Annotated in this window: 17 protein-coding genes and 2 pseudogenes; 11 read left to right on the forward strand and 8 right to left on the reverse strand. The window is 63.7% G+C overall.

Translation table 11 applies throughout. The features are described 5' to 3' along the window. Nucleotides 1–105: 105 nt before the first annotated feature. Nucleotides 106–280 (forward strand): annotated as a pseudogene (locus B5V03_RS28305) (winged helix-turn-helix transcriptional regulator); the annotation flags it as partial. A gap of 132 nt (nucleotides 281–412) precedes the next feature. Here the strand turns inward: B5V03_RS28305 and B5V03_RS28315 are convergent. The 4 genes from B5V03_RS28315 to B5V03_RS28325 form a co-directional block, all read right to left on the reverse strand. After that, nucleotides 413–2,032 carry a DHA2 family efflux MFS transporter permease subunit gene (locus tag B5V03_RS28315; RefSeq protein WP_129273666.1) on the reverse strand — a complete coding sequence of 540 codons (1,620 nt, stop codon included), beginning with the start codon at nucleotides 2,030–2,032 and terminating at the stop codon, nucleotides 413–415. Continuing rightward, entirely contained in the window at nucleotides 2,029–3,165 is a 1,137-nt protein-coding gene (locus B5V03_RS28320) for an HlyD family secretion protein (RefSeq protein WP_129273667.1), read from the reverse strand. The genes B5V03_RS28315 and B5V03_RS28320 overlap by 4 nt, the downstream gene beginning before the upstream one ends. Before the next feature lie 193 nt (nucleotides 3,166–3,358). Further along, nucleotides 3,359–3,517 (reverse strand): hypothetical protein, encoded by a 159-nt coding sequence (locus tag B5V03_RS41710; RefSeq protein WP_164988348.1) that lies wholly within the window; start codon nucleotides 3,515–3,517, stop codon nucleotides 3,359–3,361. 24 nt (nucleotides 3,518–3,541) lie between these two features. After that, complete coding sequence (locus B5V03_RS28325) at nucleotides 3,542–3,916, reverse strand: PRC-barrel domain-containing protein (RefSeq protein ID WP_129273668.1); 375 nt, start codon at nucleotides 3,914–3,916, stop codon at nucleotides 3,542–3,544. 142 nt (nucleotides 3,917–4,058) lie between these two features. On the opposite strand from B5V03_RS28325, the pseudogene B5V03_RS28330 reads away from it, so the two are divergent. The 7 genes and pseudogenes from B5V03_RS28330 to B5V03_RS28360 all read left to right on the forward strand — a co-directional run bounded on the left by B5V03_RS28330 (nucleotide 4,059) and on the right by B5V03_RS28360 (nucleotide 9,298). Further along, nucleotides 4,059–5,845 (forward strand): annotated as a pseudogene (locus B5V03_RS28330) (thiamine pyrophosphate-requiring protein). Between the two features lie 3 nt (nucleotides 5,846–5,848). Then, a complete protein-coding gene (locus tag B5V03_RS28335; protein ID WP_129273669.1) occupies nucleotides 5,849–6,076 on the forward strand; it encodes a hypothetical protein in 228 nt (75 codons plus the stop codon). An 83-nt stretch (nucleotides 6,077–6,159) separates the two neighbouring features. Next, a complete protein-coding gene (locus B5V03_RS28340; protein WP_129273670.1) occupies nucleotides 6,160–6,711 on the forward strand; it encodes a DUF4142 domain-containing protein in 552 nt (183 codons plus the stop codon). 204 nt (nucleotides 6,712–6,915) lie between these two features. Continuing rightward, nucleotides 6,916–7,806 (forward strand): SDR family oxidoreductase, encoded by an 891-nt coding sequence (locus B5V03_RS28345; protein WP_206736197.1) that lies wholly within the window; start codon nucleotides 6,916–6,918, stop codon nucleotides 7,804–7,806. Between the two features lie 78 nt (nucleotides 7,807–7,884). After that, nucleotides 7,885–8,469, forward strand: a complete 585-nt coding sequence (locus B5V03_RS28350; protein ID WP_129273672.1) for a phosphatase PAP2 family protein — start codon at nucleotides 7,885–7,887, stop codon at nucleotides 8,467–8,469. After that, on the forward strand, nucleotides 8,466–8,813 hold the full coding sequence (locus B5V03_RS28355) for a DUF3147 family protein (RefSeq protein WP_129273673.1): 348 nt from the start codon (nucleotides 8,466–8,468) through the stop codon (nucleotides 8,811–8,813). The genes B5V03_RS28350 and B5V03_RS28355 overlap by 4 nt, the downstream gene beginning before the upstream one ends. Further along, complete coding sequence (locus B5V03_RS28360; protein WP_129273674.1) at nucleotides 8,813–9,298, forward strand: hypothetical protein; 486 nt, start codon at nucleotides 8,813–8,815, stop codon at nucleotides 9,296–9,298. The genes B5V03_RS28355 and B5V03_RS28360 overlap by 1 nt, the downstream gene beginning before the upstream one ends. Before the next feature lie 148 nt (nucleotides 9,299–9,446). On the opposite strand, the gene B5V03_RS41715 is transcribed toward B5V03_RS28360, so the two are convergent. Next, a complete protein-coding gene (locus B5V03_RS41715; protein ID WP_164988349.1) occupies nucleotides 9,447–9,605 on the reverse strand; it encodes a hypothetical protein in 159 nt (52 codons plus the stop codon). Between the two features lie 171 nt (nucleotides 9,606–9,776). On the opposite strand from B5V03_RS41715, the gene B5V03_RS28370 reads away from it, so the two are divergent. Further along, nucleotides 9,777–10,022, forward strand: coding sequence for a hypothetical protein (locus B5V03_RS28370; protein ID WP_129273676.1), 246 nt, complete (start codon nucleotides 9,777–9,779; stop codon nucleotides 10,020–10,022). 158 nt (nucleotides 10,023–10,180) lie between these two features. Here the strand turns inward: B5V03_RS28370 and B5V03_RS28375 are convergent, their stop codons facing one another. From B5V03_RS28375 to B5V03_RS28380, 3 genes are all read right to left on the reverse strand, one after another. After that, complete coding sequence (locus B5V03_RS28375) at nucleotides 10,181–10,399, reverse strand: hypothetical protein (protein ID WP_129273677.1); 219 nt, start codon at nucleotides 10,397–10,399, stop codon at nucleotides 10,181–10,183. Between the two features lie 85 nt (nucleotides 10,400–10,484). Further along, on the reverse strand, nucleotides 10,485–10,616 hold the full coding sequence (locus B5V03_RS42780) for a hypothetical protein (RefSeq protein ID WP_283811547.1): 132 nt from the start codon (nucleotides 10,614–10,616) through the stop codon (nucleotides 10,485–10,487). Nucleotides 10,617–10,729: 113 nt separating this feature from the next. Beyond that, a complete protein-coding gene (locus B5V03_RS28380) occupies nucleotides 10,730–10,924 on the reverse strand; it encodes a hypothetical protein (RefSeq protein WP_129273678.1) in 195 nt (64 codons plus the stop codon). A gap of 95 nt (nucleotides 10,925–11,019) precedes the next feature. Between B5V03_RS28380 and B5V03_RS28385 the strand changes: the two genes are divergently transcribed. Together B5V03_RS28385 and B5V03_RS28390 are read left to right on the forward strand one after the other, a co-directional pair. Next, nucleotides 11,020–11,529 (forward strand): DUF4142 domain-containing protein, encoded by a 510-nt coding sequence (locus B5V03_RS28385; RefSeq protein WP_129273679.1) that lies wholly within the window; start codon nucleotides 11,020–11,022, stop codon nucleotides 11,527–11,529. A 260-nt stretch (nucleotides 11,530–11,789) separates the two neighbouring features. Beyond that, entirely contained in the window at nucleotides 11,790–18,077 is a 6,288-nt protein-coding gene (locus tag B5V03_RS28390; protein WP_129273680.1) for a HAMP domain-containing protein, read from the forward strand. The last annotated feature ends 1 nt before the right edge of the window (nucleotide 18,078 follow it).

Here is an 18,078-nt window from a genome sequence, read left to right on the forward strand (position 1 = left end):
CTCGATGAGCATGTGACTGCAGCGAAGGCTATAGTTCTAAAATAGAACCGTCAAACCGCGCGCGACCTAATGTGCTGGCAAATAGTATTGATCATTCAAGTCAGTTCCTGGGGCGACACCCCACATGGGCGACGAGCGCGGCCGCCCGCTGCTGCACGAGCACAAGACTTGCGGCAAGCTGTTCGATCCGGTGATGGTGTGCTCGGAATGCGGCGAGGTACTGCATGCCAAGCAGGTGCATGTGCATGGCGGGCCAGGGCGGAAGGAAGCGGTGGGGTGAGTCAGGTGGGCCACGCCTCTCACCCCGTCATTGCGAGGAGCCCTTGCGACGAAGCAATTCAATCTACCTCCACGGAGAGATTCTGGATTGTTTCGCTGCGCTCGCAATGACGAAAGTGGCGGCGGCCCTGCCTCAATGCCCTCGCGACGGCGCGGCGAGATTGATCGGGCGCAGCACGGCGGCCGTGGGGATCATCAGCATCGCGACGATCGCAAGCGTCCAGAACACGTCGATATAGGCGAGGAAGTCGACCTGTTGCTGCAGGGTGCGGCCGACCCAGGCGACCGCCTGTGACGCCGCATCGCCTGCATTCGAGCCCTGGGCCTGGAAGTAGCGCGTCATGGAATCAATGGTTTGCTGGTAGCCGAGATCGGATGGCGCAGCATGCTCGATCAGGCGGCTCTGATGGAACTGCTGGCGTAGCGCCAGAACAGTCTGTGCCAGCGCGACGCCCATCGATCCCCCGATGTTGCGGGCGACGTTGATCAGCGCGGAGGCCTGGTTGGTCTTGTCCGGCGGCACGCCGTCATAGGACGCGGTCGTCACCGGCAGGAACAGGAAGGGCAGACCGAGCGCGAGGAAGATGCGCGACGTCGCCGCATAGCCATAGGTAATGTCACCGGTCAGGCCGGTCAGATGCCACATCGAGAACGCAACAATCGCCGCGCCAAACATGATGAGATATTTCGGCTGCACCGTGCTGACGAGGCGGCCGACCACCGGCATCAGCACCAATGTCGCAATGCCGCCGGGCGACAAAGCGAGCCCCGCCAGCATGGCCGTGTAATTCAGCTCGGTCTGGAGCAGTTGGGGCAAAAGCTGCGTCGTCGAGATCAGCACCGCGCCGGTGCCGAGCATGACCAGGAAGCACGCAGCGAACTGGCGGCGGCCGAGCAGACGCAAATCGACGATGGGATCTTCCCGCGTCAGCTCCCACGGGATCAGGGCGACGAGCGAGATCGCCGCGAGCACCGCGAAGAAAACGATCGTGTTGGAGCCGAACCAGTCGCTGCGCTGGCCTTCGTCGAGTACGTATTCCAGCGAGCCGAGCCCGATCGCGACCAGCAGGAAGCCGACATAATCGACCCGCAGGCCCTTGCTCAGCAGCTTCGCCCTCTCCTCCTCCGCGCCCGACGGCTCCTTGACCAGCGTGCCGACCAGAAACAGCGAGAGTAGCCCCATCGGGACATTGATCAGGAACACCCAGTGCCAGGTATAGGTATCGGTGATCCAGCCGCCGAGGGTCGGGCCGACCACCGGCGCCACCACGACGGCGACGCCATAAATGGCAAAGGCCTGACCGCGCTTTTCGGGCGGGAAGGAATCGGCGAGGATCGCCTGCTCGCTCGTTGCCATGCCGCCACCGCCGAGACCTTGCAGGATGCGGAACAGCACCAGCGCCTCCAGATTCCAGGCGAAGCCGCACAGCAGCGAAGAGAACGTGAAGATCGCGACGCATATCATGTAGAAGCGCTTGCGGCCGATCACGGTCGAGAGCCAGCCCGAAATCGACAGCACGATGGCGTTGGCGACGAGATAGCTGGTGATGACGTAGGTGCTCTCGTCGATGCCGACTGCAAGCCCGCCGGCGATGTGACGCAGCGCGACATTGGCGATGGTGGTGTCGAGCACCTCCATGAAGGTCGCGATCGAAACCACGAAGGCGATCAGATAGGGATTGTGCCCGCCGGCCGCCGAGCGCTCCGGTGACCAGCCGCCAGCGGATGCGCCCTCTTGCGTCGCGTCCGTCATCGCACCCTGGTCCAGGGCACGACCGACATCCCGGGCCCGACCGGCAAATCGGCCGGCCAGTTGTCGACCACGATCTTCACCGGCACGCGCTGTACCACCTTGACGTAATTGCCGGTGGCGTTCTCGGCCGGCAACAGGCTGAACGCGGTGCCCGAACCCGGCTGCACGGAATCGACGTGGCCTGTCAGCTTGCGGCCGGGATATGCATCGATGCGAATCTCGACCGGCTGGCCCGGACGCATGTCGTTGAGCTGCGTCTCCTTGTAATTGGCGACGATCCAGACCTCGTCAGGCACGAACATCATCAGGCTCTGGCCCGCGCTGACGAAGGTGCCCTTGGCGCCCGAGAGCTTGACGACGCGGCCGGACTGCGCCGCAACGACGCTGGTGTACTGCAAATTCAGATTGGCCTGATCGAGCTGCGCCTGCGACTGCTGGAGTTGCGCCCTGGCGCCTTCGAGCTGCGCCTGCAGCGTCTTGATGCCGACTTGGGCCGAAGTCACCGCGGTCTTCGCGCGCTCGGTGTTGGCCTGCTGAGCCTGAAGATCGGAACGGGTCTGCTGCTGGCGTTGTACGGTGCCGGCGCCCTTCTCGACGAGATCTTCCGCGCGCTTGAACTCTTCCTGCGCGAACTGAAGCTGGGCTTGGGCTTGCTCGAGCTGCGCCTGTGCTTGCTTGATCTGCTCCTGCTGCGACACGATCTGTGCTTCGACATTGTCGATGTTGGCCTTGGAGACCGCGAGTTGAGCCGTGGCCTGATCGATGGCGATGCGATAGTCGCGCTCGTCGATCTTGGCGATGAGATCGCCGGCGTTGACGTGCTGATTGTCAGTGACCGGGACGTCGGTCACGTAGCCCCCAACTTTTGAGGCCACGGAAAAGCTGCGCGCGGCGACGAAGGCGTCATCGGTGGATTCATAATGACGGATCGCCAGCCAATAAAGCAGGCCTCCGACGAGCGCCGCGATCAACACGACGGCGCCGACGGTGGCGAGCAGCCAATGCTCGCGAAGCCGCTCACGCAGCGACGGCGTCTTCGTTGGCTTCTGCTCCTCGGGGGACGTCTTTGGAGCTTCCTTCGCCCTCTGCGGCTGTTCCGCAGACGGCCCACGCTCCCGTGTCTGAGCATCCACGGTGAACACCTTTCTCGGGACTGAACCGGCTGCGCGGCAGCAGAGCCGACCCGCGCGCCGCGAGCCTAACCGCAGCGTCGGAGCATGGTTCCGGCTGCGCGGAGCACCTCTGTCATTCGTGAACGCGCTGCCAAAAAGAAGCGCGGCACCGTCAGTGCCGCGCCCCTCTCGATTGTCGCCGTGGCGCACTTGCTCAGTGCGTCTTGGTCTCGTGCCACTTCTCGAGGTCGGGCTTTGCTTCGCCCGACTTCTGTTCCTTCTCCGGATTACCCTTCCAGGGCTTATCGGTCTGGGCGTGCGATCCCCAGTCACTCTGGTGACGGGGATCGTCGGTGGGTCGTTCCTTGCTCATCGGATCTCCCTTTGGCCAAAGCTCTCAAGCGAAGGGAACGCCGTAGTAAGCATTGACGCCCCGCATTGTGGCGTCGTCGCCCCAGTTCCAGTCGCTGCGCTCACCATATTTCGGCGCGCCTTCCAGTGCCTTGGCGGTGATCCCGGTGACGTAGCCACCGAGCTCGGTGTCGTATTTGAGCGACTGCCAGGGCAACGGATAGTGATCATTGCCGACGCCCAGAAAGCCGCCGAAACCGAGCACGGCGTAGGACACCCTTCCGCTTGTCTTGTCGATCATCACACGCTCGATCGAGCCGATCTTGTTCCGGTCTACGCCATAGACCGATGTTCCCTCGACCTTGTCGCTGCCGATCAGCCGGCCCGTCTCGCTGCGATCCAATTCGCCTTGATTCAGCATGTTGTTGCTCCACTCAGCCAATGTGCGGATCAACTTGCGTGAAGGGGTGATCGTTCCAGAAGACACCTGCGACCAAACAGGAACATCGCCCGGAACGGGCTGTTCTTCATTTCAAGATCAGAAAACCGGAAGCCATACCACGATGTCCCAGACCGTCTCCGACTTCATTGTCCAGCGCCTGTATGACTGGGGCGTACGTCACATCTTCGGATACCCCGGCGACGGCATCAACGGCGTGTTCGGCGCGATGAACCGCGCCGAAGGCAAGATCGGTTTCGTGCAGGCGCGGCATGAGGAGATGGCGGCGTTCATGGCGAGCGCCTATGCGAAGTTCTCCGGGCAACTCGGCGTCTGCGTCGCGACCTCGGGTCCAGGCGCCTCGCATCTTATCACCGGGCTCTACGACGCTCTGCTCGATCACCAGCCGGTGCTTGCCATCGTCGGCCAGCAGGCGCGCAACGCGCTTGGCGGAAGCTATCAGCAGGAACTCGACCTCGTCTCGATGTTCAAGGATGTCGCCGGCGCCTACGTCATGCAAGCGTCGTCGCCGGCACAGGTGCGTCACCTGGTCGATCGCGCGGTGCGGACCGCGCTGGCCCGGAGAATTCCGACCGCGATCATCCTGCCAAATGATCTTCAGGAGGAACCCTATGAAAGCCCCCCGCGGGCGCATGGCACGCTGCATTCCGGTGTCGGCTACAGTGCTCCGCGCATCACGCCGCGCGAAGCCGAGCTCGACCGGGCCGCCGAGGTGCTCAACGCGGGCAAGAAGGTCGCGATGCTGATCGGTGCCGGCGCGCTGAACGCCACCGACGAGGTCATCGCCGTCGCCGACCGCCTGTCGGCCGGCTGTGCCAAGGCGCTGCTCGGCAAGGCGGTGCTTCCCGATGATTTGCCATGGGTGACCGGCTCGATCGGCCTGCTCGGCACCGAGCCCAGCTACAATATGATGATGGAATGCGACACGCTGCTGATGGTCGGCTCCGCATTCCCTTACGCCGAGTTCCTGCCCAAAGAAGGCGCCGCGCGTGGCGTGCAGATCGACATCGACGCCAGCATGATGTCGATCCGCTTTCCCATGGAGGTCGCCTGGTCGGCGACGCCGCCGAGACGTTGCGCGCGCTGTTGCCGCGCCTTACACCGAAGACCGACGGCGACTGGCGCAAGGGCATCGAAGATGGCATCACCAAATGGTGGAAGACGCTGGATGACCGCGCGCATCAGCCGGCCGCCCCCGTCAATCCGCAGCTCGTCGCCTGGGAATTGTCCCCGCGCCTGCCCGACCGCGCAATCATCACCAGCGATTCCGGATCCTGCGCCAACTGGTTCGCTCGCGACCTGAAGATGCGTCGCGGCATGACCGCCTCGCTCTCCGGCGGCCTTGCCTCAATGGGTGCCGCGGTGCCCTACGCACTTGCCGCGAAATATGCCCATCCGGACCGACCGGTCATTGCGCTTGTCGGCGACGGCGCGATGCAGATGAACAATATGGCCGAGTTGATCACCGCAGCCAAATACTGGCGCGATTGGCGCGATCCGCGCTTCATCGTCTGCGTCTTCAACAACGAAGACCTCAACCAGGTCACGTGGGAACAGCGCATCATCAACGGCGACCCCAAGTTCGAGGCCTCGCAGCGCATTCCAAATGTGTCCTATTCACGCTTTGCCGAGCTGGTCGGGCTGAGGGGCATCTACGTCGACAGTCCACAATTGCTCGGTTCGGCGTGGGAGCAGGCGCTGGCGAGCGAGATGCCGGTCGTGCTGGAGGTGAAGACCGATCCCGAGGTGCCGCCGCTGCCGCCGCACATCACCTTGCAGCAGGCCAAGAACTTCTCGCTGGCGCTGATGAAAGGCGATCCGAACGAGAGCAGCGTCATCAAGGGCGCAGCACGGCAGGTGCTCGAAACGATCCTGCCCGGAAAGGAGTGAGCCATGAGCGATTTTCGCGACATCCAGAACGGCGTCAACGACCCCGTCGACGGCGTCGACGTGAAACAGCACTTCAACGACAACAGGACACCGCACGAGCGCGCGCAACACCACGCCGATGTGCGTGCGAAGCCCTCAGCGTTGCCCGGAGAACCGTTCCTGCCGGAGCGCCTTCGGCGCAAGCCGACCGATCCGATCAATCCGCGGACGGGACGTCACCCGACAGATTAGGAACATCGGCCCCTCGCCTGTGTTGATCGGCGCAAAGACCGGCGCGGAAAGGTGCCGCGCCGCCAGTTCAGAGGGATCGAACCATGAAACGAACCGCCATTGCCTTTGCCTGCGTGCTGCTCGCCGGCCCCGCACTCGCCCAGTCGCTTGGCGAGAAGACCGGCGTCAATTCGGCGCTGGGCGTCGCACCGACCACTGCCGACTTCGTCAAGGAGGTCGCGATCAGCGACATGTTCGAGATCGAATCGAGCAAGCTCGCAGAGCAGAAGGGCAACGCGCAAGAGAAGAGCTTCGCTCAGCAGATGGTGACCGATCACACCAAGACCAGCAGCCAGCTGAAGGCCCTTGTCGGCGACGGCAAGGTGCAGGCGACCCTGCCGACGGCGCTCGACAGCTCGCACCAGAGCAAGCTCGACAAGCTCAAGAACGCCTCGGGCAAGGATTTCAGCTCGGACTACAATTCCTACCAGGTCAGCGCGCATGAGGACGCTATTTCGCTGTTCGACCGCTACGCCAAGGGCGGCGACAATTCCGCTCTGAAGGACTGGGCGGACAAGACCCTGCCGGCGCTCAGGCACCACCTCGACATGGCCAAGGAGCTCGGCAAGGCGCCGAGCGTCGGGCAATCGAAGTAGTCATCCGATGAGGACGCCGACGCTGCCGGCGTCCTCATGTTAGCAACGATGCTCCTCTCCGCTTGTTGAGACTACAAAATCGCGGAGGCCATCATGGCGCATCGAGACAACACTTCAGTATCCCGCCGGCATGTCGTCCACGCGGCGAGCGCAACGCTCGCCGCGGCTTCGCTGGCGTCGTCAACAGCGAAAGGAAACCCTGACATGGCCGACCAGGACCTGATCGATCCCGTCACCCGCTATCCGAAGCCGCCGTTCAAAAGGCAGTCGCAGCCCTGGCCGGGCCTTGCCGGCAAGATGGAGCCGCGCCCCGATCATGGCGAGACCAGCTACAAGGGCTCCGGCCGCCTCGCTGGCCGCAAGGCGCTGATTACCGGCGGCGATTCCGGCATGGGCCGGGCCGCCGCGATCGCCTATGCGCGGGAAGGTGCCGATGTCGCCATCAACTATGTCCCGAACGAGGAACCCGACGCGCAGGAGGTGATCGCCCTGATCAAGAAGGAGGGGCGCACCGGCCTCGCTATTCCCGGCGATCTGCGCGACGAGACCTTCTGCAAGCAGCTGGTCGAGCAGGCTCTGCAAGGGCTCGGCGGTCTGGACGTCGTCGTCTGCAATGCCGCGCGGCAGCAGAGCCACGAGTCGATCCTCGACGTCTCGTCCGAGGATTTCGACGCTACGATGAAGACGAACATCTACGCGCCGTTCTGGATCATCAAGGCGGCGCTGCCGCATCTCAAGCCCGGCTGCTGTATCATCGGCACGACGTCCGAGCAGGCCTACGATCCCTCGCCGGATCTGTACGATTACGCGCAGACCAAGGCTGCGACCATGAGCTACGTGAAGTCGCTGGCGAAGCAGCTTGCCTCGAAGGGCATTCGCGTCAACGGCGTTGCGCCGGGACCGATCTGGACGCCACTCCAGGTCTCCGGCGGCGCTACGATGGAGAAGCTCGAAAAATTCGGCGGCATGACGCCGTTCGGCCGTCCCGGCCAGCCCGCCGAACTCGCCTCGATCTACGTGCAGCTTGCCGCGGCCGACGCGAGCTATGCGACCGGCCAGGTCTACGGCTCCGCAGGCGGATCGGGGCAGCCGTAGCGCCTCGGCTCAGGAACAATCAAAAGGGCCCGAGCTTTACAAAACTGTCATGGAGATCATTTCGCCAACCGCAGACCGATGGCGCTCGTAACAGTCAAACCAACGCGGATCGATATCGCGATCGCGAACGAGATCGCGGATCGCACCAATTCGGAGCTCGAGGACACTGCCAAGGCGCTGACCTGGGGCGCGGACGAGCATGTGCTGCTCGCCCTCGCTGCTGTGGGCTGGCTGTACGCCCGGCGCGGACCTGCCGACGAGCGCCACACGGCCGATCACATTCTGGCGGTTTCGCTGGCGACGGCGGTGTTGCCGCATATCCTGAAATCCGCGATCAACCAGATCAGGCCCGACCGCTTGACGGTCCGAGGCCACCGCCACGGCATTCCCTTTTCCGGACGGCCGCGCGATGCCTTTCCATCCGGCCATGCCGTGCATATGGGTGCGCTGGCCTCCGCAGCCAGTCTCCTGCCGCCAGCCCGCCGCCGTCTGGTGCGCTCCATTGCCGCCGGCCTGTCGCTGACGCGCGTCGTACTGCTCGCACATTGGGCAAGCGATGTCGTCGCGGGCTTCACTCTCGGCATCCTTATCGAGCGGATGTTGAGGCCGTGGACGTTGGCGAAGTCGGACTCCGAGCGCGCAGACCGGCGGGCGCGGCCATGACCGAATATGTCCTACGCTTCATCGCCGGCGGCGTGATCGTTTCCGCCTTCGCAATCCTCGGCGACATGCTGCGTCCCAAGAGCTTTGGCGGCCTCCTCGGGGCCGCGCCATCCGTCGCGCTCGCCACGCTCGGCATCGCCATCGTCCAGCACGGCCCGCAATACGCTGCGGCAGAAAGCTGGACCATGATCTACGGCGCGGCCGCCCTCGCCTGCTACAGCCTCGCCGTCTGCCATCTTCTGATGAGGTTTCGGCTCGCGGCGCTGCCCGCCACTGTCCTCGCTTTTGCCGTGTGGCTGGCGGTCGCCTTTGGCCTGCTCGCGAGCTTCCGAGGTGCCGCCTGATGCTGGTCAAGCTGTCGACTTCGGTGTTCAAACAGACGCGCTGGTACGAATACGGCGTTCGTTTCCTGCTCGGGGGTTCAGCGACGGTTTTCGCAGGGATCGTGGGTGCACAGTTCGGCGTCTCTGTCGGCGGGCTCTTCCTTGCCCTCCCCGCCATCTTCTGCGCCAGTGCAACGCTGATTGAAAGCCACGAGCGCCGCGCCAAGGAGAAGGCCGGTCTTGCCGGACGGAGACGGGGGCAGCAGGCGGCGGCGCTCGACGCTGCGGGCGCCGGCCTTGGAAGCATCGGCCTCGCCGCGTTCGGGGCCACCTTCTATGTCATGTTATCGATCAACGTCGTCGGCGCGTTCGCCATCGCCATTCTGGCCTGGGTCACGGTTTCCGTGTCGGCGTGGTGCCTGAGGCGGAAGCTTCGGATCACCTTTCGTCACAAGCGGCCCGAAGGCTTGCTGCGATCAGCGAGGGGCCGCAGCCTCTTCCCGTGACATCAGAAAATCGTACATCTCGGCAGCAGCCTGAAGCTGCTCGATACGGATCGCGACAGCATCGCGCTTACTGCCATTCGCCAGGCTCACCATCTCCTGCTCAAGCCGCAGCCTCTGCGCGACGAGACGTTGTTCGAATGTGTGGGGCTCAGATCGTTTTCGCATCGTCCGTCCTTGGTGGTTGCAGGCCCGGGCTGTTGGCCCAGCGCTCGACTTGCTCGATGACCTTCTGGTGGCTCGGCCGCACGGGCTTGGGCGCTTCGGCCTCCTCGGAAAGCTTGCGGGGTAATCTGACCTCGTCTGTCATGGCCTTTTCTCCCTTTCCAAGAGAATGCGCCAACGCAGGAGTCGTTTCAATATAACTCATTGATTTTACAATAGTTTTTTACTCAACTGACAATTCTTCCGACTCTTGTGGAACTCATGGCAAGCTACCAAGTTGAGCAAGCTACTCAACTTACTCATTGTGTGACCGACCATGAATGACCTCCGCGCCGAGCGCCTTCAGGTCATGCTCTCGCCCGAAGAGCTGGCCGCAATTGATGATTTCCGGTTCAAGCACCGCATGCCCACGCGGGCCGCGGCGGTCCGCGAACTGCTCAAATTCGGACTTGCGGCGGCGGCGATCGATGCGTCTGCCGGCTCCAAGTCGAGCAGTTTCGGCGTGTTCGGCCGTGGGCCTGACGGCCACACTCAGAACGATCCTGACTCAGGACGATCCTGAAAGCAGCAACGAAGACTGATCACGAGCCTTCCAAAGCAAAACGACCCCGGCACGGTGGGTGCCAGGGCCGTCCTTGGAGATTGCTTCCGGATCACCGGGGGCATGACAACCGGAAGCAATCCATCGACTCGTCGCGGGTCGAATCGTTCCTCGCGTAGCTAGCCGCTCGGCGCTGCGCCGGAATCATCCGGCGTCATGCCGGAGCCCGGCGTCTTGCTGTCGTCGTTCAGCTTCGGATCGCGCGTCGCCTCACGCGAGGGCGAGCCCTTTTGATCGGTCTTCGGATCCGTCTTGTGCACGGTCTGCGCACGCTGCTTGTCGCGCGGCTGGTCCTCTGCGCGCTTGTCCTTGACGATGCCGTGGTCGGAATGCGCCATGATATCCTCTCGCTTCGTTTGATCTCGTGAACCGGTTACGCACCGGCACAACGAATGTTCCAGCGCGCGCGAGGTTCACACAGCGCTAGCTATGCGTGGCGTGAGTCGCGGCCGCTGCATTTTCCTGATGCACCTGCCGCACTGTCGTCACCGTCGCGAATGCAACCGAGACGCCGAAGGCGAGAATGAGCGAGAGAAGTGCCAGACGTGGAGCCATCGCAAAACCTCCTTCTGGAAAATCAAAGCGATCGACTATTCCTCGATGATCCCTGATGGGTCGCCCACATTCCGTGAGCATTCTCACACGCAGATTCACAGAACCGGCAGTGTTTACGTATCCTGCATCTGGAGGACGCGGACCTTGACGGGCGGGATTTCACCGTCCAGCCAGTCCTGCTCGGTCGCCAAAGCCGTCCAGGCATCCGCCATGCGCGAATAGCGCTTGTAGGCGGGTTTCCCTTCCGCACGTTCGGCGAGCTGCAGGCAGTTGTCGGCGTTATCCCTGAAGATGTCAGACTGTTTCATGGATAAGACTTGGGGACGGAACTCTCCCATCGCAACCGCCCTTAACGGATCGTAACATTCAGGGAACTTCGCACGCCTTCGGTCATTGGAGATGTATGCGCATTCTTGTGGCGATCGTCTTGGCCTTCATCAGCACCACAGCGTTCGCCGACAGCACTGGCGAGCGAACGGCGGGCGACCGCGCGCCGACGGCAACCGACGTCATCAGCGGCCTCTATGCATTCAGCCGCTTCCAGCAAGGCTTGCTGGAGAGCACCGACCTGAAGGGCAATGCGGAGGTCAAGAACATCGCCGTCCTGCGCGCCGAAGAGGCAACCAGGCGCGATATGGCCCTGAAGGACATTCAGGAGGCTATCGGCGCCGAGCCGCGCGTCAGCAAGGCCCGGGCGAGCGCAAGCCTCGCCGAACCAGAGAATTCCGACGGACCAAGCTACGTCAGAAGTTTCTATGCTGCCCAGATTCCCGAGTACGACACCACCGTCAGCCTGCTGGAGCGCTATCTGCGCGCGCCCGATAACGCGCCCCTCGCCGCCTTCGCGCGCGAACAACTGCCGGCCCTGCGTTCGCAATTGAGGGATGCGGAACGCACCATGGCGGACAAGTAACCGCCCCCTTTGTCGTCCGGATGGTTCTCACCGGCTCCCTCGCCGGACAGGCCCCGGAAAGAGGCTGGCTGAAGCCGAAAATATTGTGGGAACCCTATGGAACCAATCGCGTTCTTCTCGGTTGTTTTGGCCGGGCTGAGCAAAGCAGGTTCCTTTTTTTCGCGCCGCGAGGTTGGCGCTTGATTTGGGAGATGGCTGACGCTCTATTTCGATGACTGCGTCACGCCTTTGGATTCGGCGACGCCTGCGGGGGAATCAGTATGAGCGACCTCGATCCCGGACCAGCACGATCCGGTCGTCGCGTCCCTAAACCCAAAATCAACGATACCTCGGAGCCGGATTCCCGGCCGGAATTGCTGCTTGCCCTCCAGGCGATGCGCAGCGGCGATTTTTCGGTGCGCATGAGCGGCGACTATCTCGGCATCGACGGCAAGATCGCGGACACTTTTAACGAAATCATCGCCGCCAACGAGCGCATGGCGCAGCAGCTCGAGCTGGTCGGCCAGGTCGTGGGACGCGAGGGCAAGACCCGCCAGCGCGTGAAGTTCGGCCTCGCCTCCGGCTCCTGGGCCGACATGGAAGGCTCCGTCAATACGCTGATCGACGATCTGCTCTGGCCGACCCGCGAAGTGACGCGCGCGGTCGCGGCGGTGGCGCAAGGCGACCTGCTCCAGACTGTCAAGCTCGACGTCGACGGCCGTCCGCTGCGCGGCGAATTTTTGCAGTCGGCGACCATCGTCAACACCATGATCAAGCAGCTCAGCGTGTTCACCTCCGAGGTGACGCGCGTGGCGCGCGAGGTCGGCACCGAGGGCAAGCTCGGCGGCCAGGCCCAGGTGCCGGAGATGACCGGCGTCTGGAAGGATTTGACCGAGAGCGTCAACTCGATGGCGAACAATTTGACCAACCAGGTTCGCAACATCGCGGAGGTGACGATCGCGGTGGCGAACGGCGACTTGTCGAAGAAGATCACCGTCGACGTGCGCGGCGAGATCCTTCAGCTCAAGGAAGCCATCAACACGATGGTGGACCAGCTCCGCTCGTTCGCCTCCGAAGTGACGCGCGTGGCGCGCGAGGTCGGCACCGACGGCAAGCTCGGCGGACAGGCCATCGTGCCCGGCGTCGCCGGCACCTGGAAGGACCTCACCGATTCCGTCAACGCGATGTGCGGCAACCTCACCGCCCAGGTCCGCAATATCGCCAACGTCACCACCGCCGTGGCGCGCGGCGACTTGTCGCGCAAGATCACCGTGGACGTCCGCGGCGAAATCCTGGAGCTGAAGGACACCATCAACACCATGGTGGACCAGCTCAACTCCTTCGCCTCCGAAGTGACGCGCGTCGCGCGCGAGGTCGGCACCGAAGGCAAGCTCGGCGGCCAGGCCCAGGTGCCTGGTGTGGCCGGCACCTGGAAGGACCTCACCGACAACGTCAACTTCATGGCCTCGAACCTGACCGCGCAGGTCCGCAACATCGCCGACGTCGCCACCGCGATCGCCGGCGGCGACCTCTCCAAGAAGATCACGGTGAACGTCTCGGGCGAAATCCTTCAGCTGAAGGAAACGCTCAACACCATGGTGGACCAGCTCAACGCCTTCGCTGGCGAAGTCACGCGCGTCGCTCGCGAGGTCGGGACCGAAGGACGACTGGGTGGTCAGGCCAACGTGCTCGGCGTTGCCGGCACCTGGAAGGATCTGACTGAGAGCGTCAACTCGATGGCCTCGAACCTGACCGCGCAGGTCCGTAACATCGCCGAGGTGACGACGGCGGTCGCCGGCGGCGACCTCTCGAAGAAGATCACCGTGGACGTGCGCGGCGAAATTCTCGAGCTGAAAGACACCATCAATACGATGGTCGACCAGCTCAACGCCTTCGCCGGCGAAGTCACGCGCGTCGCGCGCGAGGTCGGCACCGAAGGCAAGCTCGGCGGTCAGGCCCAGGTCCGCGGCGTCGCCGGCACCTGGAAAGACTTGACGGACTCGGTCAACTCGATGGCCTCGAACCTGACCGGCCAGGTCCGCAACATCGCCGAAGTCGCGACTGCGGTCGCCAAGGGCGATTTGTCGAAGAAGATCACGGTGAACGTGTCGGGCGAAATCCTTCAGCTGAAGGAGACGCTCAACACCATGGTCGACCAGCTCAACGCCTTCGCCGGTGAAGTCACGCGCGTGGCGCGCGAGGTCGGTACCGAGGGCAAACTCGGCGGTCAGGCCCAGGTGCCCGGCGTCGCCGGCACATGGAAAGACCTCACCGACAACGTCAACTCGATGGCGGGCAACCTCACCGCCCAGGTCCGCAACATCGCCGAAGTCGCAACCGCGATTGCCGGCGGCGACCTGTCGCGCAAGATCACGGTGGACGTCCGCGGCGAGATCCTTCAGCTCAAGGACACCTTGAACACGATGGTCGACCAGCTCAACCGCTTCGCGGGCGAGGTGACGCGCGTGGCGCGCGAGGTCGGCACCGAGGGACGCTTGGGCGGTCAGGCCAACGTGCCGGGCGTCGCCGGCACCTGGAAGGATCTCACCGACTCCGTCAACTCGATGGCCGGTAACCTCACCGCCCAGGTCCGCAACATCGCTGAAGTCACCACCGCCGTGGCGCGCGGTGACCTGTCGCGAAAAATCACCGTGGACGTGAAGGGCGAAATCCTCGAGCTCAAGAACACCATCAACACCATGGTGGACCAGCTCAACGGCTTTGCCGGCGAAGTGACGCGCGTCGCGCGCGAGGTCGGCACCGAAGGCAAGCTCGGTGGCCAGGCCGAGGTGCCCGGCGTCGCCGGCACCTGGAAGGATCTCACCGACAACGTCAACTTCATGGCCTCGAACCTGACGGCCCAGGTCCGCAACATCGCCGAGGTCGCGACCGCGATCGCCGGCGGCGACCTCTCCAAGAAGATCACGGTCGACGTGCGCGGCGAGATCCTGCTGCTCAAGGACACCTTGAATACGATGGTGGAGCAGCTCCGCTCCTTCGCCGCCGAAGTGACGCGCGTGGCGCGCGAGGTCGGCACCGAAGGTCGGCTCGGTGGTCAGGCCGTCGTGCCCGGCGTCGGCGGCACCTGGAAGGACCTCACCGACAACGTCAACCTCCTGGCCGCGAACCTCACCACCCAGGTCCGTAACATCGCCGAAGTGACGACCGCCGTGGCGCGCGGTGACTTGTCGCGAAAAATCACCGTGGACGTGAAGGGCGAAATCCTCGAGCTCAAGAACACCATCAACACCATGGTGGACCAGCTCAACGCCTTCGCCGGCGAAGTCACGCGCGTCGCCCGCGAAGTCGGCACCGAGGGCGAGCTCGGCGGTCAGGCCACGGTGCCTGGCGTCGCCGGCACCTGGAAGGACCTCACCGACACCGTCAACTTCATGGCGGCGAACCTGACCGAGCAGGTCCGCGGCATCGTCAAGGTGGTGACCGCGGTCGCCAACGGCGACCTCAAGCAGAACCTCACGGTGAAGTCGAAGGGTGAAGTGGCGGCGCTCGCCGATACCATCAACAACATGACCGAGACGCTCGCGACCTTCGCCGATCAGGTGACGTCGGTGGCGCGTGAAGTCGGCGTCGAAGGCCGCCTCGGCGGTCAGGCCGACGTGCCCGGTGCGGCCGGCACCTGGAAGGACCTCACCGGCAACGTCAACCTGCTGGCGGCGAACCTCACCTCGCAGGTGCGCGCGATCGCGGAAGTGGCGACCGCCGTGACCAAGGGCGATTTGACGCGGTCGATCCAGGTCGATGCCCGCGGCGAAGTGGCCGAGCTGAAAGACAACATCAACACGATGATCACAAACCTCCGTCTGACGACGGACGTGAACACCGAGCAGGACTGGCTCAAGACCAACCTCGCCAAATTCACCAACATGCTCCAGGGCCAGCGCGACCTCGCCACCGTCGGACGGCTGCTGCTGACCGAGCTGTCGCCGCTGGTGAACGCCCATACCGGTGTGATCTATCAGGTCGAGAGTGAGGATAGTCCGCAGCTTCTGCTGCTCGCCTCCTATGCCGGCGACGGCATCTATCCGTATCAGCGCGTGCTGCCGCTCGGCGACGGCCTGATCGGCCAATGCGCCCTCGATCGACGGCCGCGCGTCATCGCCGACATTCCGCCCGACGTCGTGCCGATCAACTCGGCGCTGTTCCGCGTCGCGCCGAAGAATCTCGTGGTGCTGCCGGTGCTGTTCGAAGGCCAGGTCAAGGCGGTGATCGAGCTCGCCTCGCTCACCTCCTTCACGACCTCGCAGATGACCTTCCTGGAGCAGCTGACCGACTCCATCGGCATCGTGCTCAACTCGATCGAAGCGACGATGCAGACCGAAGGCCTGCTCAAGCAGTCGCAGCAGCTCGCCGGCGAACTCCAGACCCAGCAGCGCGAGTTGCAGCAGACCAACGACCAGCTCGAGCAGAAGGCGCAGCAGCTCGCCGAGCGCAACGTCGAGGTCGAGCGCAAGAACCAGGAAATCGAGCAGGCCCGCCGCGCGCTGGAGGAGAAGGCGACCGAGCTGGCGCTGACCTCGAAATACAAGTCCGAATTCCTCGCCAATATGAGCCACGAGCTGCGCACGCCGCTGAACTCGATCCTGATCCTGGGACAGCAGCTCACCGACAACCCGGACGGCAACCTCACGGGCAAGCAGGTCGAATTCGCCCGCACCATCCACGGCGCCGGCACCGATCTGCTCAACCTCATCAGCGACATCCTCGACCTCTCCAAGATCGAGTCCGGCACTGTGACTGTTGACGCCGAGGAAATCCTGACCGCGAACCTGCTGGAAACTGTCGGGCGGCCGTTCCGGCACGAGGCCGAGAATCGCAATTTGTCGTTCAAGATCGAGGTCGATCCGAACCTTGCACGCAGCATCGTCACCGACTCCAAGCGCCTGCAACAAGTCCTCAAGAACCTGCTCTCCAACGCCTTCAAGTTCACCGCCGAGGGCGAGGTACGCCTGAAGGTCGCTGCCGCGGTCGGCGGCTGGGGCGCGGATCACCCGGTGCTGAACTCCGCTCCGGCCGTTATCGCGTTCGAAGTGTCCGACACCGGCATCGGCATTCCCGTGGAGAAGCAGAAGCTGATCTTCGAGGCATTCCAGCAGGCGGATGCCGGCACCAGCCGCAAATATGGCGGCACCGGCCTCGGCCTAGCCATCAGCCGCGAGCTCGCGAGCCTGCTCGGCGGCGAAATCCATCTGCGCAGTGCGCCGAGCAAAGGTTCATCCTTCACGCTCTATCTGCCGCTGAAATACTCCGGTCCGACGCTCGCGCCACGCGCTACGCCTTCGCTTCAGCACCAGCCGCCGGCGCTGCAGCCGGCCGCGCCCGAACAGCAGCGCGTCATCGAGCAGCTTCCCGATGACCGGCTCAACCTTGAGCCCGGCGACAGCATCCTCTTGATCGTCGAAGACGATCCCCATTATGCGCGTATTCTGGTCGATCTCGCCCGCGACAAGGGCTTCAAGGTTCTGGTCGCTGCGCGCGGCGCGGAGGCGCTGGAGCTTGCCAAGCAATACCAGCCGCGGGCCGTCTCGCTCGACGTGTTCCTGCCTGACATGCTCGGCTGGACCGTCCTGAGCCAGCTCAAGCACAATCCGCTGACCCGCCATATCCCCGTGCAGATCATCACGCTCGACGAGGACCGCCAGCATGCGCTGGCCCGCGGCGCGTTCTCTTTCGTCAACAAGCCGACCACGACCGAGGGTGTCTCAGCGGCGCTGATGCAGATCAAGGAATATGCGCGGCCGCGACGCAAGCGGCTCCTGATCGTCGAGGACAACGAGGCCGAGCAGCTCTCGATCCGTGAGCTGCTGCATCACGACGACATCGAGATCGTGACGACCGATACCGGTGCGAGCGCGCTCGCGACGCTCCGCGAATCGCCTTGCGATTGCGTGGTGCTCGACCTCAGGCTGCCCGACATGAGCGGCTTCGAGGTGCTGGACCAGATTCGCAATGACGAGGCGCTGTCCAACATTCCGGTCGTGGTCTTCACCGGCCGCGAGCTGTCGGCGGAGGAGGACGCGGAACTCCACACCATGGCGCGCAGCATCGTGGTGAAGGGCGTGGAATCGCCGGAGCGCCTGCTCGACGAGACCGCCTTGTTCCTGCATCGCGTGATCACGGAACTCCCGGTCGAGAAGCAGCGCATGCTGGAGAAACTGAACAGTTCCGACGAGGACCTGATCGGCAAGACCGCCCTGCTCGTCGACGACGACGCCCGCAACATCTTCGCGCTGTCGAGCGTGCTGGAACGACGCGGCATGAAGGTGCTGACGGCAACCACCGGCCGCGAGGCGGTGACGCTGGTTGAATCCAACCCGGAAATCGCTATCGTACTGATGGACATCATGATGCCGCAGATGGATGGCTATCAGACCATCGGCGTGATCCGGGAGAATCCGGCTTTCTTGCGCCTGCCGATCATCGCGCTGACCGCCAAGGCCATGAAGGGCGATCGCGAGAAGTGCCTGGAAGCCGGCGCGTCCGACTACCTCGCCAAACCCGTCAACACCGATCAATTGCTGCTTGCGATCCGCATGTGGCTGCACCGTTGAG

Source organism: Bradyrhizobium betae (assembly GCF_004123905.1).
GTDB lineage: Bacteria > Pseudomonadota > Alphaproteobacteria > Rhizobiales > Xanthobacteraceae > Bradyrhizobium > Bradyrhizobium betae_A.

Coding starts and splice junctions, on each gene's coding strand:
- B5V03_RS28315 (WP_129273666.1), bottom strand. CDS start 2,032: ATGACGGACGCGACGCAAGAGGGCGCATCCGCTGGCGGCTGGTCACCG.
- B5V03_RS41710 (WP_164988348.1), bottom strand. CDS start 3,517: ATGAGCAAGGAACGACCCACCGACGATCCCCGTCACCAGAGTGACTGG.
- B5V03_RS28325 (WP_129273668.1), bottom strand. CDS start 3,916: ATGCTGAATCAAGGCGAATTGGATCGCAGCGAGACGGGCCGGCTGATC.
- B5V03_RS28335 (WP_129273669.1), top strand. CDS start 5,849: ATGAGCGATTTTCGCGACATCCAGAACGGCGTCAACGACCCCGTCGAC.
- B5V03_RS28340 (WP_129273670.1), top strand. CDS start 6,160: ATGAAACGAACCGCCATTGCCTTTGCCTGCGTGCTGCTCGCCGGCCCC.
- B5V03_RS28345 (WP_206736197.1), top strand. CDS start 6,916: ATGGCCGACCAGGACCTGATCGATCCCGTCACCCGCTATCCGAAGCCG.
- B5V03_RS28350 (WP_129273672.1), top strand. CDS start 7,885: ATGGCGCTCGTAACAGTCAAACCAACGCGGATCGATATCGCGATCGCG.
- B5V03_RS28355 (WP_129273673.1), top strand. CDS start 8,466: ATGACCGAATATGTCCTACGCTTCATCGCCGGCGGCGTGATCGTTTCC.
- B5V03_RS28360 (WP_129273674.1), top strand. CDS start 8,813: ATGCTGGTCAAGCTGTCGACTTCGGTGTTCAAACAGACGCGCTGGTAC.
- B5V03_RS41715 (WP_164988349.1), bottom strand. CDS start 9,605: ATGACAGACGAGGTCAGATTACCCCGCAAGCTTTCCGAGGAGGCCGAA.
- B5V03_RS28370 (WP_129273676.1), top strand. CDS start 9,777: ATGAATGACCTCCGCGCCGAGCGCCTTCAGGTCATGCTCTCGCCCGAA.
- B5V03_RS28375 (WP_129273677.1), bottom strand. CDS start 10,399: ATGGCGCATTCCGACCACGGCATCGTCAAGGACAAGCGCGCAGAGGAC.
- B5V03_RS42780 (WP_283811547.1), bottom strand. CDS start 10,616: ATGGCTCCACGTCTGGCACTTCTCTCGCTCATTCTCGCCTTCGGCGTC.
- B5V03_RS28380 (WP_129273678.1), bottom strand. CDS start 10,924: ATGAAACAGTCTGACATCTTCAGGGATAACGCCGACAACTGCCTGCAG.
- B5V03_RS28385 (WP_129273679.1), top strand. CDS start 11,020: ATGCGCATTCTTGTGGCGATCGTCTTGGCCTTCATCAGCACCACAGCG.
- B5V03_RS28390 (WP_129273680.1), top strand. CDS start 11,790: ATGAGCGACCTCGATCCCGGACCAGCACGATCCGGTCGTCGCGTCCCT.